26 protein-coding genes and 1 pseudogene are annotated in these 11,319 nt (G+C 59.9%); 5 read left to right on the forward strand and 22 right to left on the reverse strand.

Going from position 1 to position 11,319, the window contains the following annotated elements:
* Nucleotides 1–76 precede the first annotated feature (76 nt).
* The 22 genes from A9J21_RS11640 to A9J21_RS11735 all read right to left on the reverse strand — a co-directional run bounded on the left by A9J21_RS11640 (nucleotide 77) and on the right by A9J21_RS11735 (nucleotide 8,530).
* Nucleotides 77–1,069 (reverse strand): PBSX family phage terminase large subunit, encoded by a 993-nt coding sequence (locus A9J21_RS11640; protein WP_082926353.1) that lies wholly within the window; start codon nucleotides 1,067–1,069, stop codon nucleotides 77–79.
* Nucleotides 1,041–1,352 carry a hypothetical protein gene (locus A9J21_RS11645; RefSeq protein WP_082926354.1) on the reverse strand — a complete coding sequence of 104 codons (312 nt, stop codon included), beginning with the start codon at nucleotides 1,350–1,352 and terminating at the stop codon, nucleotides 1,041–1,043. Before A9J21_RS11645 ends, A9J21_RS11640 begins: the two co-directional genes overlap by 29 nt.
* Before the next feature lie 7 nt (nucleotides 1,353–1,359).
* Nucleotides 1,360–1,950 (reverse strand): hypothetical protein, encoded by a 591-nt coding sequence (locus A9J21_RS11650; RefSeq protein ID WP_066735657.1) that lies wholly within the window; start codon nucleotides 1,948–1,950, stop codon nucleotides 1,360–1,362.
* A 3-nt stretch (nucleotides 1,951–1,953) separates the two neighbouring features.
* The gene (locus tag A9J21_RS11655; RefSeq protein WP_066735660.1) at nucleotides 1,954–2,157 is read right to left on the reverse strand and encodes a hypothetical protein; all 204 of its coding nucleotides are present in this window, start codon (nucleotides 2,155–2,157) and stop codon (nucleotides 1,954–1,956) included.
* Between the two features lie 296 nt (nucleotides 2,158–2,453).
* The gene (locus tag A9J21_RS11665) at nucleotides 2,454–2,801 is read right to left on the reverse strand and encodes a hypothetical protein (protein WP_231906888.1); all 348 of its coding nucleotides are present in this window, start codon (nucleotides 2,799–2,801) and stop codon (nucleotides 2,454–2,456) included.
* An 82-nt stretch (nucleotides 2,802–2,883) separates the two neighbouring features.
* Nucleotides 2,884–3,156: a hypothetical protein gene (locus A9J21_RS11670; protein ID WP_156545803.1), complete on the reverse strand. Its 273-nt coding sequence runs from the start codon at nucleotides 3,154–3,156 to the stop codon at nucleotides 2,884–2,886.
* Nucleotides 3,153–3,440 carry a DUF968 domain-containing protein gene (locus tag A9J21_RS11675; RefSeq protein WP_066735666.1) on the reverse strand — a complete coding sequence of 96 codons (288 nt, stop codon included), beginning with the start codon at nucleotides 3,438–3,440 and terminating at the stop codon, nucleotides 3,153–3,155. The genes A9J21_RS11670 and A9J21_RS11675 overlap by 4 nt, the downstream gene beginning before the upstream one ends.
* A gap of 87 nt (nucleotides 3,441–3,527) precedes the next feature.
* Complete coding sequence (locus A9J21_RS11680; protein WP_066735669.1) at nucleotides 3,528–3,794, reverse strand: hypothetical protein; 267 nt, start codon at nucleotides 3,792–3,794, stop codon at nucleotides 3,528–3,530.
* Nucleotides 3,791–3,988, reverse strand: coding sequence for a hypothetical protein (locus tag A9J21_RS11685; protein ID WP_066735672.1), 198 nt, complete (start codon nucleotides 3,986–3,988; stop codon nucleotides 3,791–3,793). The genes A9J21_RS11680 and A9J21_RS11685 overlap by 4 nt, the downstream gene beginning before the upstream one ends.
* Nucleotide 3,989: 1 nt before the next feature.
* Nucleotides 3,990–4,142: a hypothetical protein gene (locus A9J21_RS31490; RefSeq protein ID WP_156545805.1), complete on the reverse strand. Its 153-nt coding sequence runs from the start codon at nucleotides 4,140–4,142 to the stop codon at nucleotides 3,990–3,992.
* A gap of 2 nt (nucleotides 4,143–4,144) precedes the next feature.
* The gene (locus A9J21_RS31495) at nucleotides 4,145–4,300 is read right to left on the reverse strand and encodes a hypothetical protein (protein ID WP_156545807.1); all 156 of its coding nucleotides are present in this window, start codon (nucleotides 4,298–4,300) and stop codon (nucleotides 4,145–4,147) included.
* A 245-nt stretch (nucleotides 4,301–4,545) separates the two neighbouring features.
* Nucleotides 4,546–4,842, reverse strand: a complete 297-nt coding sequence (locus tag A9J21_RS11690; RefSeq protein WP_066735675.1) for a hypothetical protein — start codon at nucleotides 4,840–4,842, stop codon at nucleotides 4,546–4,548.
* A 14-nt stretch (nucleotides 4,843–4,856) separates the two neighbouring features.
* On the reverse strand, nucleotides 4,857–4,982 hold the full coding sequence (locus tag A9J21_RS32510) for a hypothetical protein (RefSeq protein ID WP_255366015.1): 126 nt from the start codon (nucleotides 4,980–4,982) through the stop codon (nucleotides 4,857–4,859).
* Entirely contained in the window at nucleotides 4,979–5,248 is a 270-nt protein-coding gene (locus tag A9J21_RS11695) for a hypothetical protein (protein WP_156545811.1), read from the reverse strand. The genes A9J21_RS32510 and A9J21_RS11695 overlap by 4 nt, the downstream gene beginning before the upstream one ends.
* Nucleotides 5,245–5,859 (reverse strand): hypothetical protein, encoded by a 615-nt coding sequence (locus A9J21_RS11700; RefSeq protein ID WP_197497489.1) that lies wholly within the window; start codon nucleotides 5,857–5,859, stop codon nucleotides 5,245–5,247. The genes A9J21_RS11695 and A9J21_RS11700 overlap by 4 nt, the downstream gene beginning before the upstream one ends.
* Nucleotides 5,856–6,053, reverse strand: coding sequence for a DUF551 domain-containing protein (locus A9J21_RS11705; RefSeq protein ID WP_066735682.1), 198 nt, complete (start codon nucleotides 6,051–6,053; stop codon nucleotides 5,856–5,858). The genes A9J21_RS11700 and A9J21_RS11705 overlap by 4 nt, the downstream gene beginning before the upstream one ends.
* Nucleotides 6,050–6,736: a DUF6475 domain-containing protein gene (locus A9J21_RS11710; protein ID WP_066735685.1), complete on the reverse strand. Its 687-nt coding sequence runs from the start codon at nucleotides 6,734–6,736 to the stop codon at nucleotides 6,050–6,052. Before A9J21_RS11710 ends, A9J21_RS11705 begins: the two co-directional genes overlap by 4 nt.
* The gene (locus A9J21_RS11715) at nucleotides 6,733–7,587 is read right to left on the reverse strand and encodes a hypothetical protein (protein WP_066735688.1); all 855 of its coding nucleotides are present in this window, start codon (nucleotides 7,585–7,587) and stop codon (nucleotides 6,733–6,735) included. The genes A9J21_RS11710 and A9J21_RS11715 overlap by 4 nt, the downstream gene beginning before the upstream one ends.
* Entirely contained in the window at nucleotides 7,584–7,850 is a 267-nt protein-coding gene (locus tag A9J21_RS11720) for a hypothetical protein (RefSeq protein WP_066735693.1), read from the reverse strand. The genes A9J21_RS11715 and A9J21_RS11720 overlap by 4 nt, the downstream gene beginning before the upstream one ends.
* A 6-nt stretch (nucleotides 7,851–7,856) precedes the next feature.
* A complete protein-coding gene (locus A9J21_RS11725) occupies nucleotides 7,857–8,060 on the reverse strand; it encodes a hypothetical protein (RefSeq protein ID WP_066735696.1) in 204 nt (67 codons plus the stop codon).
* Nucleotides 8,057–8,290: a hypothetical protein gene (locus A9J21_RS11730; RefSeq protein ID WP_066735699.1), complete on the reverse strand. Its 234-nt coding sequence runs from the start codon at nucleotides 8,288–8,290 to the stop codon at nucleotides 8,057–8,059. Before A9J21_RS11730 ends, A9J21_RS11725 begins: the two co-directional genes overlap by 4 nt.
* Before the next feature lie 12 nt (nucleotides 8,291–8,302).
* Nucleotides 8,303–8,530, reverse strand: coding sequence for a hypothetical protein (locus tag A9J21_RS11735; RefSeq protein WP_066735702.1), 228 nt, complete (start codon nucleotides 8,528–8,530; stop codon nucleotides 8,303–8,305).
* A 69-nt stretch (nucleotides 8,531–8,599) separates the two neighbouring features.
* Here A9J21_RS11735 and A9J21_RS11740 point away from each other — a divergent pair, with 69 nt between their 5' ends.
* The 5 genes and pseudogenes from A9J21_RS11740 to A9J21_RS11760 form a co-directional block, all read left to right on the forward strand.
* Entirely contained in the window at nucleotides 8,600–9,268 is a 669-nt protein-coding gene (locus A9J21_RS11740; RefSeq protein WP_066735705.1) for a helix-turn-helix transcriptional regulator, read from the forward strand.
* Complete coding sequence (locus A9J21_RS11745; protein WP_066735707.1) at nucleotides 9,265–9,684, forward strand: hypothetical protein; 420 nt, start codon at nucleotides 9,265–9,267, stop codon at nucleotides 9,682–9,684. Before A9J21_RS11740 ends, A9J21_RS11745 begins: the two co-directional genes overlap by 4 nt.
* Nucleotides 9,685–10,186: 502 nt before the next feature.
* Complete coding sequence (locus tag A9J21_RS11750) at nucleotides 10,187–10,447, forward strand: hypothetical protein (RefSeq protein ID WP_066735710.1); 261 nt, start codon at nucleotides 10,187–10,189, stop codon at nucleotides 10,445–10,447.
* A 3-nt stretch (nucleotides 10,448–10,450) separates the two neighbouring features.
* Nucleotides 10,451–10,774: a hypothetical protein gene (locus tag A9J21_RS11755; RefSeq protein WP_066735713.1), complete on the forward strand. Its 324-nt coding sequence runs from the start codon at nucleotides 10,451–10,453 to the stop codon at nucleotides 10,772–10,774.
* A gap of 26 nt (nucleotides 10,775–10,800) precedes the next feature.
* Nucleotides 10,801–11,319 (forward strand): annotated as a pseudogene (locus A9J21_RS11760) (hypothetical protein); the annotation flags it as partial.

Below are 11,319 nucleotides of genomic sequence, written 5' to 3' on the forward strand. Positions count from 1 at the left end.
AGCAGGACAGTGTTCTACACGTGGGTCAACATTCGATGCAAATTACCGGGTCAGGTGGGTCAGTTCTCAGTGCAAATCAACACTCGACGCCTTCTTCCAGCGATCTGGCGCCCTTGATGGCTGGCCGGATCTTCGGAAATCCATGCTTCTGCAGATGGCTGATCGTCTCTGGCCGCGCTGAATCTGCCGTGATCGGCCACTTTTCCGAGTCGGGTACCGACATGAACAGGTCCGGCGTATCTACGATCTCGCAGCCAACGCGGTAAGCCTCGTATGGCACATACAGCTTGCGACCAACGATGTAGCACTGGATCAGCACTGTCGGATCGATGCTGAAGCCCCAGTCAGCGCCTTGGCGAAACGTGGCAGATGCATCAACCTCGAATTCCTCAACCGTCCAGTTCTTGAACACCCGCGCCTGGCTGCTTTGCCGGTACTTTCCGAGCCATACGTGCTCGTACTTGTCCATGTCGCGCGACCGATCGAACTCCATTTCCGCCCGCAGTTCATCAGGCAGCCATGGGTTGTCCATGTAGTTCGCCTGAACCACGATCGCGTCAGGAGGCAGCACTGGCCCACGCAGCAGCTTGTCGATTGGATCCGTCGCCAAATCCGGGTTCCAGTCGAACCAGAGCTGCGAACCAGGCTTGCGGATCGTCGGGCGAAGGATCGTCAAGCTCTTGTCCGTCGCGTTCTGCGCTTCCGTGAACCATGACCGGTCAAAGCCTTCAAGAGACTTGATCGACTCAGCTGTATGGTTCTGCATGCCCTCGAAAATCGTCACGCCGCCCTTCTTGGACAGGATTCTCCGATCCTGAACCTCGAAGTAGTCGCCCGCGTTGAACGCTTCGATCTTCGATTCCAACAGCTTCTTTACCGAGAACTCCAAGGACTTCAGCGTCTCGCGGACACAGACGAAATCCAGCTTCTCGGAAACGTTCTCCTCCAGCCATAGCTCACCGAAGAAGTGAGACTTGCCAGAACCTCGGCCTCCGTGCGCACCCTTGTAACGGGCCTGCTGCAGTAGCGGAGCGAAGACCCTAGGCGTCTTTATTCGCAGGGTCGACAATTTCGCGCACCACCTTCTCGAACTGCATCGGGGCGCCGTCTTCTCCTGTCAACTGCAGCGGTAGCAATTTCGGGTAGATCGTGCCCCAGAAGACGCGCTCGTTCGCCGGATCTTCCTGCGCCCAGGCGGTCAGACGCTCTGCACCCCCCAATGCCTCTGCTGCCTGAGCGATCGCATCCTTTGCGGCCTTCGTTGTCTTGTTCTTGGAGCCTTTGGGGCGGCCTTTTCCGGCTGCCGGTGGCTTTCGGGTGACATTATTTGTCACTTGTTTAGTGTCAGACATAGCGGATTTACTGAGGCCCGTTCAGATTCGGCACCCGCTCTTCCCACTCGATGGCATAGACCATCTGGGCTGCGTCGTTGACCGTCAGGCCGCCAGTGATCGTGCTGAAGCGGATGTAGTAGATTCCGGCCGGCAGACCTCGCTCCGACTGATTTGTTCCCACATTGGACGATTGCCCGTTCTGCGAGGCCGTGCGGACCATCATCAGGTCAACAGGCGTGCCACCAGTGAAGGAGCCACCCGTCTCTACCGTGACCACTGGCGAATACACCGCGCCGTTGTAGAGCGGACGCTCGGACATGCGGTTGACGCCAATGACAGGGAGTGCCGACCACGAGCCTGATGGCGTGGCGCCCGTGAAGACTTCGCACCGCAGCGCTCCCTGTGTGAGGGTCAGCACTTGGCTCCAGAGGATGAAGTCCACTGGGCTCGTCAGGCGCGCACTCACTGCAGGGCCAGCTACCGGAACTACCGCTTCCAAGTAGCTGCGGAAGAACCGGCCGGCAAAGAATCCCGTCTGGCCCGGGTCGACGCGTACGCGCGTGCTGGGACCGCTGCGATCCGTCAGCAGCTTGGTTTCGATCCCGGTGCCTGGCATGACTTACTTCTTCTTCAGGACCTTGTTAGCCGCGGCGTCGACCTTCTTGGCCTGCGACGGCGACAGGGTGCCCGCCTTCACGCCTTGTGTGGCTCGGGCCTTCGCGTTGGCGGCGTGGCTCTTGTCGTTGACGGGGAACCGCTTTCCCGGCAGTGCAAACTCCTTTTGCGGCATCGCCTTGCGCTGCTTGCTGGTGAGAGTTGCCATGTGCGGCTCCAGAAATGAAAAAACCCGCCGTAGCGGGTCAAGAACTAGCCTTTCGGGCTAGCGGAGGAGATCTTGCCGGTTGCGCCCGGCGTTGCGCGTCTGTGGACGGCAACCGCTTACTGGCAGGCAGCGTAGGAATCGAACCCACTCAGCTCGGCTTTGGAAGCCGGCCCGCGCCCTGCGCTACCACCTAGAAAGCAAAAAGCCCGGGCGATTTCTCGCTTCCGGGCTGTTTTTGGGGACACTGCGCCCCTCTGCGCGAGATCATAGAACAAAACAAAGTGGTTTACAAGCACTTACCACTCGACGCCCTTTCGCCTCAGGATCACCGAAACTGCCAGCTTTGCCGCCTGGTACGCGGCCGGCTGACCCGCCCCGGCCCGAGGGTTGCGCCAGACTTGCGGCCCCATCCGGTTGCGCATCTCGATCATGATTGCCAGCCGGTCGTCCCCGTCCAGTTCATCAATGGCTGAGCGGATCGTCGGCAGGACGAATGCGCGCACCCGCTGCTCGATCAGGTCGCCGATGTCTTGGTACTGATCGGATGCCCGCGCGTTGGCACAGGTCGAGTCAGCCCGTGCGTAACCCTCTACAGGCTGGTAACCCTGCTCGCTGCAGTACCAGTCGTAAAGCAGGTCGTCCAACGCGTCGTATCTGTACGCGGCAAGGGCCGACTGTCTCTCTACCGGCTTTGTAGGCGTTGCAGTGTACATTTCCCGCTCCCCGTCAATTGCAATCGGACCACTGCTGCGCGCGGCGGACGGCCGGCTCGATCCACTTCTTCGAAAAATCGTCCATCGAGAGATCCAAATCCCGCTCTGGAACCGTCCATGCACAGATTTCGTTGCCGTCCAGAGCCATGTACAGGAACATCCCGTCGAGGACGCGGACGACCACGATCACAGGCATCGCCGGAAGTTGGGCCAAAGCCACGCGCCGTATTTCCTCCCAGACCATCCGATCCGTCATGCGCGAGCGGTCATTAAATGGCGAATTCATGCGACCTCCAGCAACCCAGCCTCGACCAGCGCGACGCTCGTCTTGGCGATCCATTCCATCTGTGCGTTGTACTTCTCGACCTTCGTCATCGTCCGGCCTTGGTCCAGTTCGGCATGGCATGAGCAGCAAAGCGCCATGACAGCGGCGTCGCTTGCCTTGTGGCCCATTCCCTTGCCGAAACAGGACAGGTTGGCGTGCGCGGCCTGTGTGTCGCCATGCTTGCCGCAGTTGACGCACGGCAGGCTGGCAACGGCGCGGCGGAGCTTCTCGCTGCGGAAGGTCACGACTCCCCCTCCTTCGTCCTGCCGCGCCCGAGGATGATGGAGGCGGCGATGTACCAAGCCAGCGCGGGCCAGAGGATCAGCGGCATGTCAGCCCTCCGCACAGCGTTGAAACAGCAGATCATGGATATGGCTCTCGATGATGTCGCAGTCGACTTGCCGAACATCGCCATATAGAGCCATCGCGATCCGTTTCGCTGCCGCCTTGATGTCTGCGGCTTCCGGCGCGCTCATCAGCTTCTCCTGCGGTGCGGCTTGGCCGTCGTCCAGGAAATACGCCGGGTTCTGGATGTCGTACTCGTATTCTTGGATCAGCTTCTGATCCTCCGGAATGTGGCTGTCATCGAATACTTTCATCGCGGCTCCGCGTGATGTGCCTTCATGCCTGCGTTCTTCCACAGGTGCCGGCTGGGCGTCGTTTCGCCGTCCGCGTCTGCGTACACCTCCGGGTCGTCCTCTCCCAGCGTGCCAGCGCGTACCAGGCACCAGCCGATAATGCCGATGACTACGAATACCGCTCCGATGCTCAGAATGATTTGGGGCGTAGTCATGTCAGTCTCCAATTCGGTAGTTTGGCACCTTGCTCGCGAGGCTCATCATCGGCGGCTGGACCTTTGCGGCGCGCTCCTGAGCCATGCGCAGCGCCTTGTCAGCGCGGTATTCCTGGTACTTCGTGCTAGGGCAGTGGGTGATCTTGGGGGTCATGGCTAGTCCTTTCTCGTGCAGCCGTAGTTCTGCCCGCGCTTGACGAAGGTGAACTTGCCACTGATCTTCCCGTCGGCGAGCTTCGGAATCCATTTGTCCATGTCGGTCAGGAAGACGTTGACCGTCTTGCCGTCAGAGCGCGCGAAGGTGAATCCCACCGCGCTGCGGCCACGGCCTGCGTAACAGATAGGTCAGCGTGTCCTCGAACTCGTGGTTTGGAACCATTTCGTGGACGTTCCAGCCCTCGTAGTCCATCTGGTTTCCGTTCTTATCAAACGGGATCTCGTATTCGCCCTTTGCCATCCCATCCTCCCTTACATCACATTGGTTGTATTGCCGATTTACAACGGATCGGTTGTATTCAATGGCCCGTTTCGTGGGCCAGCCGGCTACGTGTTGGCGATCACGTAGCACCAAGGGCCGCGTCTTCACGCGGGCAGGAGTTCTTCTCAACTTCATCCATGACGGTCTGGATGGCATAGGCGTGGCCGATCATTTCCGCGCGCTTCCAGCCGTCGCGTTCCTTTTCCATCAGCGCCAGGATCGACTTCGTGGCTTCCGCGCTGGCGGCTTGCCAGACGAACCACCAACCTTCCACGATAGGATCGGCGTAGCGATCCTCGTGGCCACCGGCACGGCTCAGCATGTGCGCGCGGCCACGGCCTTTCATCATCTCTTCGAACTTCTGGCGCTGGTCCATGGTTTCTCCGTTGGTCAGGTGGTGGTCTTGCAGACGGGCTCATGCGGCCCGTAGTAGATGCGGAAGTGGCCGATGCCCATAGCTCCAGCGATGGCGAGCACGGTCACGAATGCGCCGACAGCAGTGAGAAGCCACCTCATACCGTCACCTCGTCGTGCTGCTCGTCTTCCACGGGCACGCCGCTGATCGGGCGCAGCCACGCATCAGGGCAATCCGCATCGGTGTCCAGCGTCAGTTCGCCGGTTTCCTTGTTCTTGCAGACGCCCACACCCTGAAAGCGAACTACCCACGCCGGCTGTCCATCGATGTCCGGTGCGACCTCGATAACCTCGACGATGCGACCGATGGACGCCGGCGCGCCGTCAGCGCGCAGCACGATAGCCATGTCTCCGGGCTTACAGTTCATGCCGCCTCCACCATCTGATGTTGGGCCGTAACGGCCACGCCCAGCGCTGCCCATGCGTGCGACTTGACGCCATAGGTCGGACCAGGCTGCTTCTTCGTGCCCTGCGGCCCAATCAGATCGAGCAGCGCTTGGCGAATGTTTGCGTCCTTGGCGCGAGGGCTGCCGCACAGGTGCAGCTTGACGTCGCGGCGGTAGACCAGACGCACAGCCTCGGGCGAGTGCCATGCTTGCTTGAAGCGGCCGATCCACACGCAGGTCTCGAAAACTTCCCGACCAACGGCCATGCCGTAGCTGGCGATCATCTCGATGGCGAGCGTGTACGGCCCTTTGCTGCCGACTGCCAGCATCGAGACGACATCCGCGTTCGGCATCACTCCCGACATGACCACGATGTCGCGGTCGAGCAGAACCCACCCGCTCTCCGTCGTGCCGGGATCGATCGCCAGGATGCGGTCGCGCACGCGCGATGCGAGCGGCGAACCCGTTTCTGCGTACTTGTTCCCGTTCGGCCAAGCGTCTATGTCAGCTTCCGTGAGGGGCCGGCACGGATCTCCCTTGACTGGCTTCGGATCGGCGCAGGTCAGGATGCGGTTGAACTCGGCGTCGGTCATGCTTCCTCCTTCGGCGACTGTGGCAGCGGCATCCAGTGCGACGGCCACATGTAGTGATTCGGGTACATGCCGCCGCCGATCTCCCGGAATGCAGCACCGTCGAACCAAGCCGGCATTACTCGACCCTGGATCGAGATCAGCACGGTCTGTCGGATCGACGGGAGTTCGGTGTTGGATTTGATCCAGGTGGTCATTCCACGATCTCCAGAACTTCGGCGCCGGTCTTGTCTGCGCGGTCTTTCGGTTCGTGCGTGAGAGCTTGGGCTGTCAGGTACTGGACAGAATTGGTCACTTGCAGAAGCGGGGCAGTCGACCCCTGTTTCATGACTTGCGCTGCATGTTCTGGGCGCCCCAGCAGCAGCGGCGCCTGGCTCTGGAAGCCGGCTTTGGCGTTCTGCGCCTCGGCAATGCCGATCAGCACGGGCGGATATTCCGGCGTCGAGCTGCGCATCTTGTAGCCGCGGTACCGGTTCACGAACTCATTGCGAACGAACGGCCATTCGTCCTCGCTCTTCGTGCCCATCGCCACCCAGCCGCCCATTTCCAGGATCACGCGGTGGATGATCGGGTCATCGAACACCACGGACTGGTAGGTGCCAACCGATCGAATCGCCTTGTCCACCTTCGACCAAGCAGACAACCCGGAATCCTGCGTTGAGCCCTGCAGCATCTTCACGATGTCCGCTGGCTTCGGCAGGAACTGCCCCGAATCCGGGTTTACCGCGTGCTTGTTGAACGCCTCGGCCACCGCGGCAAAGTCGAATGGCTGCATGGCCTGCCACCAGACACGGCCAGCAAACGCGGAGTAGTCCTGCCGGTAGAACGCGTACACGTCGCCCACAAGGGCAATCAGTCGGTCGAAGTCCTGTTGGGTCATTGCGGCACTCCCTTGTGGAATTCCTCGGAAAGCTGCGCGGCGATCTGGCGGTTGCGCTGCTCCAGCGCCTCCTGCCGGTTCAGGCCAGTGCCCTTGGAGGCAACGGCGGAAATCTTCGTCTGTGCGTTCAGGGCGGCTGCCAGCCACGCAGCGGGCTCCATCGGGCGCTCCTGCATCATTCGCTGGCAGAGCAGCCATGCGCCCTCTTCCCGCAAAACCTTGACGGCAGCGCCCAGCAGGGATCGCGCGCTCTTGTCCGGCACTTGGCGCTCGATCATCCACGGCACAGCGATCTGCCAAAGTGCGTCTTTCGCATCGATACCGTCGGCGGTGACCAGCGACGCGTCAGCGTCCGTTCCGTCAGGAACGGAAAGGTTTTTAGTAGTTGAAGATGAAGAAGAAGATGAAGGGGGGGGATTTTCCGAAACCGGAAGGGGGGTTTCTAAACCCCCCTTATCTTTCTTAGGACGCCCCCCTTTCTTGCCGTGTTCTGCACCCTTTATGCCGTGCTCGGAACCGGCCTTTCCACCTGCTGCACGTGCTTCGCGGATCTGCTCATCACGGACCATCCGGCGCGAGTAGACCGAGCCATCGTCCGCAATGGAAGGCACGCCGGCATCGATCAGCTCCGCCAGCACGCGTTGATATTCCTTCTCGCTGATACCCACCAGGCGCGCGACTTGCGCCGGCTTCATGGGCTTGCCATTGACCGACAGATGGCCGTAAGGCTCGCACTCATGCATCAGGCACAGCATTTCATGCCAGAGCCCGCGCGCCAGCAGCGAACAGCCTTGCAACGCAGTGTCTTTGCGCCAGTCGGCCGGGTAGAACTGGAACGCCGGCCGCTTCATTGCCTGGACTCCAATTGCGTGCGCAGGTAATTCGCAGCGAAACGCTTGATCGCTGCAAGTTCACTCGATTCCACAACCTCAAGGCTGGCCGCATCCAGCACCGCCAACAGGGTCGGAAGCGTCACGGATCCATGCCCAGCAGCAAAAGCGGTCAGATCCGAGACTTGGATTCCAAGGAAGTTGGCAATTCGCTCGCATTCGATGTGGCTATCCAGCACTCGGAAAAGTGGCGCGGATGGGGCGAGAGGGTCGCGGATCATCATGATGATTCACTCGTCCTGCGGCCCAAGTTGGACCGAAAAGGCCCGCTCCTGAAAGGCAATAACCTCGGGATGCATGGGGCCGTATGCGCTCAGCAGGATCAGGAAGCCCAGCCATTCAGGCGTTGTCACGCCTTGCTCTGCGGCCTTAATCGCCAGATCGCGTGCCTCGTCGGCCGGCAGCAACGCCGGTGCCTTGACGTGTTCGCTCATACCGGAATCCGTGGTCCGTTTTGGTCCGTGACGGATGCGACAGCCTGCAGAGGGGCTGGCAAAGTTCCCATCACACCAAACAACGCAATACGAAAAATGCGACGCAACGTAGCTGCATCACTGTCGAAGCCATACGCCTCCTTGAACCGAAGGAAGGCTTCGTATTCCTCGTCGTCAACGTTGCCCTTGACCGGGTTGCGAGCCGGAGCGCGCAGAAATTTGCGTGACATGTCTTGTAGTCCTTAGGCGGCAATGCGTTCCGGCTTGGATCGTTTGGCAACGAGAACCCCTTCCCAATTCGCTCGCGGGAATTTGAGACGGAGGAACTTGAAATGCCCGGGTGGAATGCCGTTCGACTTCCACTGCGTCACGGCTCCAGGCGTCAGTTCGCAAAGGCCCGCGACTTTCACGGTGCCCCCCAGCTCATCGATGAGCCGGACCGTTTCGGGGTGGGTTGAGGTCTTGTCCATGCACGCAGTTTAGCGTGCTAAATCGCACAATGCAAGGAGCCTAAAGTGGTTTTCTTTAAGATTGCTAAAATGGAATCGCTCGCAGATAGGCTCAACCGCGCAATGAAATTGCGCGACATCAAGTACAAGAAGGAACTGGCGGAAATGGCCGGCGTGTCCCCTGGCGCCGTCACGCAATGGTTCACCGGCGACACGGCGAATTTGGCCGCTGACACGCTCATCAAGCTGGCTAAAGGCCTCCGCGTCCGTGTCGAATGGCTGAAGGAAGGGCTTGGCCCTATGGAGCCCGACGACGAGCCAGAAGACGACTTCAAGGACTTCGTAATGATCCGGCGCCTAGATGTAAAGGCGTCGGCCGGCAACGGCAATCTTGTGTTCTTGGAGTCGGATAAGGGGAAGATGGCCTTTCGCCGGGACTTTCTAAGGAGCGAAGGTGCCAAGGATTCCGAAGCGTTGGTCTGCTACGCCGATGGCCAGAGCATGGAGCCAACGATTCCGGATGGAGCCGTCCTGCTGATCAACCTTGGTCGAACCGAGTTCGTCAACAACGGAATCTTCGTCATCAGACTAGAAGGGGAGGTTCTCGTAAAGCGCCTTAGAAGAGAGATTGGAGGCGGAATCCAGATCGTCTCGGACAATCAGGACAAGAACCGCTATCCCGACATTCACATCACCCCCGACAAGGAAGACCTTCTAACAATCGTCGGGCGCGTATTTTGGATGGGAGCACGTCTATGAAATCTTTGATTGTAGGGGCCGTTCTCGTGTCGACTTTGGGCGCCTGCGCCATGGTCGACTATGAAAAGTACGAGGGCCAGCAGCTAGTGAGAGAAGGAACGGGCGGAACGAAGTCGACCGTTGATGGGATTGATGTCTGGAGCTACGGAGCCCCACCCCGCCGCTATGAAATCTTGGGCGTCGTGACGGTTTCGGTCCCCAGCGGCCCTGTGGCACAGCACCGGATTACATCCAATGCTGCAGAGAAGGCCAAAGAAATGGGCGGCTCAGCCGCTATCAACATCGATACGCTGGATACAGGAACTATGACCTCAGTAGCCAGTGCGTTCGGGTCGAACGGCTCCTACGCCACTGGCACTTCAATGTCGATAGGCAACGCCAAAGGGCGATACCTGGTGATCAAGTACCTCAACTAAGAAGGCTATCGACCCATGACGGAAGCAAAAATCTTCGTGGCGACTCCCGACAGCTTTGCTGTGTGCACACTGCCAGACCAAAGTGTTGGGTTCATTTTTCATGGGCTTGGAAAGCACTTCGGATTTTCTGAAGAAGTTCAGCTAGTTCTTCAGACGTCCCCCGCCGAAGCTCGCCAGATTGCTGCCGCACTAGCACGAAAGGCGGACGAGGCTGAAGCCCGAACACCTCAAGCGACGACGCCAGTCCAATCCCCTCCAGGTAATGCACAGTAGGCTCTTTCATAGATCCAACCTCCAGTAGGTCAATGCCCGCCGCGCGCGGGTTTTTTTGCGCGCCACAGCTTCAGTCTAACCCCCTCCCCCCGGTCTTGTAACCACGCTCGACAACTGAGCCCCTTTTTTGCGCCCGCGCAATTCAGTTTACTAAACTTTTCCTTGCGCACTTTAATTTAGCCTGCTAAAGTACACCCATCGAGACAGCAACGAACCACCGGAGCAAGCGATGAACGCAATCCACCCCGCCTTCCAGCAAGTCCTGCGCCCGTTCGCCCCGGTGCAGCCGCTGCCTGACGTGAGCTGCAAGCAGACGCGCCGCGGCAGCGTCAACGAGTTCACGTTCCGAGGCAGTGATGCCAAGGCCGTGCAGCGCGCTGCAGATGTGCGCATGTCGCAGATCGACCCGTATCGCTCGCCGGCTGTTGTGGCGCAGCGCCAGGACGGTGCGGACTACGTGGTGGTGGTTCGGTATTACACGGTGGACTGAGCCATGACCATCCACAAGACCATCGTCAGCGCGACCTTCGAGTGCCAGTACGGCGCTTTTCTCGAAGCGTCGCTGCACATCGAGTTTGAACACCTGCCGGCCGACCCGTCCGTTGGCATCAACGAAGACGACATCGACATCACCGAAGTCCGCATGCAGTTGGTGGACGGTGGCTGGATGCCCTTCAACGGTGATCTGAAAAACGACGAGCTTCGGTTCCAGTGCTGGGAAGCGCTGAAGGCAGAGCGCGAGCGCGCCGAGTCCGATTACGCCGACTCGTGGATTCAAGAGCGCAAGGACGTGCGCGTTTATCTGGGGGCGGTATGACCAATCACAAATCAGAGGGGAATTCGATGCAAGAGAACAATACCGAATCCGAAGTCATCACCAGCTACAAGGGCTTCAACAAGGACTGGACGTGCCGTGGCTTTCAATACGCGCTGGGTGAGTCGTACGAGCACAAGGGCAACGTAGAGGCATGCGCAGGCGGCTTCCATGCTTGCGAAGACCCGCTGCACGTCCTGCGCTACTACAACGCATCGAAGTCCCGTTTCGCCATCGTGGAGCAGTCCGGTGATCTGAGCCGCCACGAGGAAGATTCGAAGGTCGCGAGCCGCAAGATCACGATCAGGGCCGAGATCGACATCGCTGGACTGGTCAAGGCCGGCATTGAGTGGCGAACCAAGCGTTGCACTCCAGTCGAAGGCAAGGATTCGCACCTGGATAACGCTGCAGTTACGGTCAAGGGCCGCAACGAGTCGGCGGCTTCATCGGGCGGCTACGGCGCAGCCACCGCATCGGGCTACTCCGGCGCTGCCACCGCATCGGGCTACTCCGGCGCAGCCACCGCATCGGGCTACTCCGGCGCAGCC

It is taken from the genome of Cupriavidus sp. D384, from assembly GCF_001652915.1.
Lineage (GTDB): Bacteria > Pseudomonadota > Gammaproteobacteria > Burkholderiales > Burkholderiaceae > Cupriavidus.

Excerpts from the sequence above, each read along its gene's own strand:
- A9J21_RS11645 (WP_082926354.1), bottom strand. The coding sequence starts at position 1,352 with ATGTCTGACACTAAACAAGTGACAAATAATGTCACCCGAAAGCCACCG.
- A9J21_RS11650 (WP_066735657.1), bottom strand. The coding sequence starts at position 1,950 with ATGCCAGGCACCGGGATCGAAACCAAGCTGCTGACGGATCGCAGCGGT.
- A9J21_RS11655 (WP_066735660.1), bottom strand. The coding sequence starts at position 2,157 with ATGGCAACTCTCACCAGCAAGCAGCGCAAGGCGATGCCGCAAAAGGAG.
- A9J21_RS11670 (WP_156545803.1), bottom strand. The coding sequence starts at position 3,156 with ATGAATTCGCCATTTAATGACCGCTCGCGCATGACGGATCGGATGGTC.
- A9J21_RS11680 (WP_066735669.1), bottom strand. The coding sequence starts at position 3,794 with ATGAAAGTATTCGATGACAGCCACATTCCGGAGGATCAGAAGCTGATC.
- A9J21_RS11685 (WP_066735672.1), bottom strand. The coding sequence starts at position 3,988 with ATGACTACGCCCCAAATCATTCTGAGCATCGGAGCGGTATTCGTAGTC.
- A9J21_RS31490 (WP_156545805.1), bottom strand. The coding sequence starts at position 4,142 with ATGACCCCCAAGATCACCCACTGCCCTAGCACGAAGTACCAGGAATAC.
- A9J21_RS11690 (WP_066735675.1), bottom strand. The coding sequence starts at position 4,842 with ATGGACCAGCGCCAGAAGTTCGAAGAGATGATGAAAGGCCGTGGCCGC.
- A9J21_RS32510 (WP_255366015.1), bottom strand. The coding sequence starts at position 4,982 with ATGAGGTGGCTTCTCACTGCTGTCGGCGCATTCGTGACCGTGCTCGCC.
- A9J21_RS11695 (WP_156545811.1), bottom strand. The coding sequence starts at position 5,248 with ATGAACTGTAAGCCCGGAGACATGGCTATCGTGCTGCGCGCTGACGGC.
- A9J21_RS11700 (WP_197497489.1), bottom strand. The coding sequence starts at position 5,859 with ATGACCGACGCCGAGTTCAACCGCATCCTGACCTGCGCCGATCCGAAG.
- A9J21_RS11705 (WP_066735682.1), bottom strand. The coding sequence starts at position 6,053 with ATGACCACCTGGATCAAATCCAACACCGAACTCCCGTCGATCCGACAG.
- A9J21_RS11710 (WP_066735685.1), bottom strand. The coding sequence starts at position 6,736 with ATGACCCAACAGGACTTCGACCGACTGATTGCCCTTGTGGGCGACGTG.
- A9J21_RS11715 (WP_066735688.1), bottom strand. The coding sequence starts at position 7,587 with ATGAAGCGGCCGGCGTTCCAGTTCTACCCGGCCGACTGGCGCAAAGAC.
- A9J21_RS11720 (WP_066735693.1), bottom strand. The coding sequence starts at position 7,850 with ATGATGATCCGCGACCCTCTCGCCCCATCCGCGCCACTTTTCCGAGTG.
- A9J21_RS11725 (WP_066735696.1), bottom strand. The coding sequence starts at position 8,060 with ATGAGCGAACACGTCAAGGCACCGGCGTTGCTGCCGGCCGACGAGGCA.
- A9J21_RS11730 (WP_066735699.1), bottom strand. The coding sequence starts at position 8,290 with ATGTCACGCAAATTTCTGCGCGCTCCGGCTCGCAACCCGGTCAAGGGC.
- A9J21_RS11735 (WP_066735702.1), bottom strand. The coding sequence starts at position 8,530 with ATGGACAAGACCTCAACCCACCCCGAAACGGTCCGGCTCATCGATGAG.
- A9J21_RS11740 (WP_066735705.1), top strand. The coding sequence starts at position 8,600 with ATGGAATCGCTCGCAGATAGGCTCAACCGCGCAATGAAATTGCGCGAC.
- A9J21_RS11745 (WP_066735707.1), top strand. The coding sequence starts at position 9,265 with ATGAAATCTTTGATTGTAGGGGCCGTTCTCGTGTCGACTTTGGGCGCC.
- A9J21_RS11750 (WP_066735710.1), top strand. The coding sequence starts at position 10,187 with ATGAACGCAATCCACCCCGCCTTCCAGCAAGTCCTGCGCCCGTTCGCC.
- A9J21_RS11755 (WP_066735713.1), top strand. The coding sequence starts at position 10,451 with ATGACCATCCACAAGACCATCGTCAGCGCGACCTTCGAGTGCCAGTAC.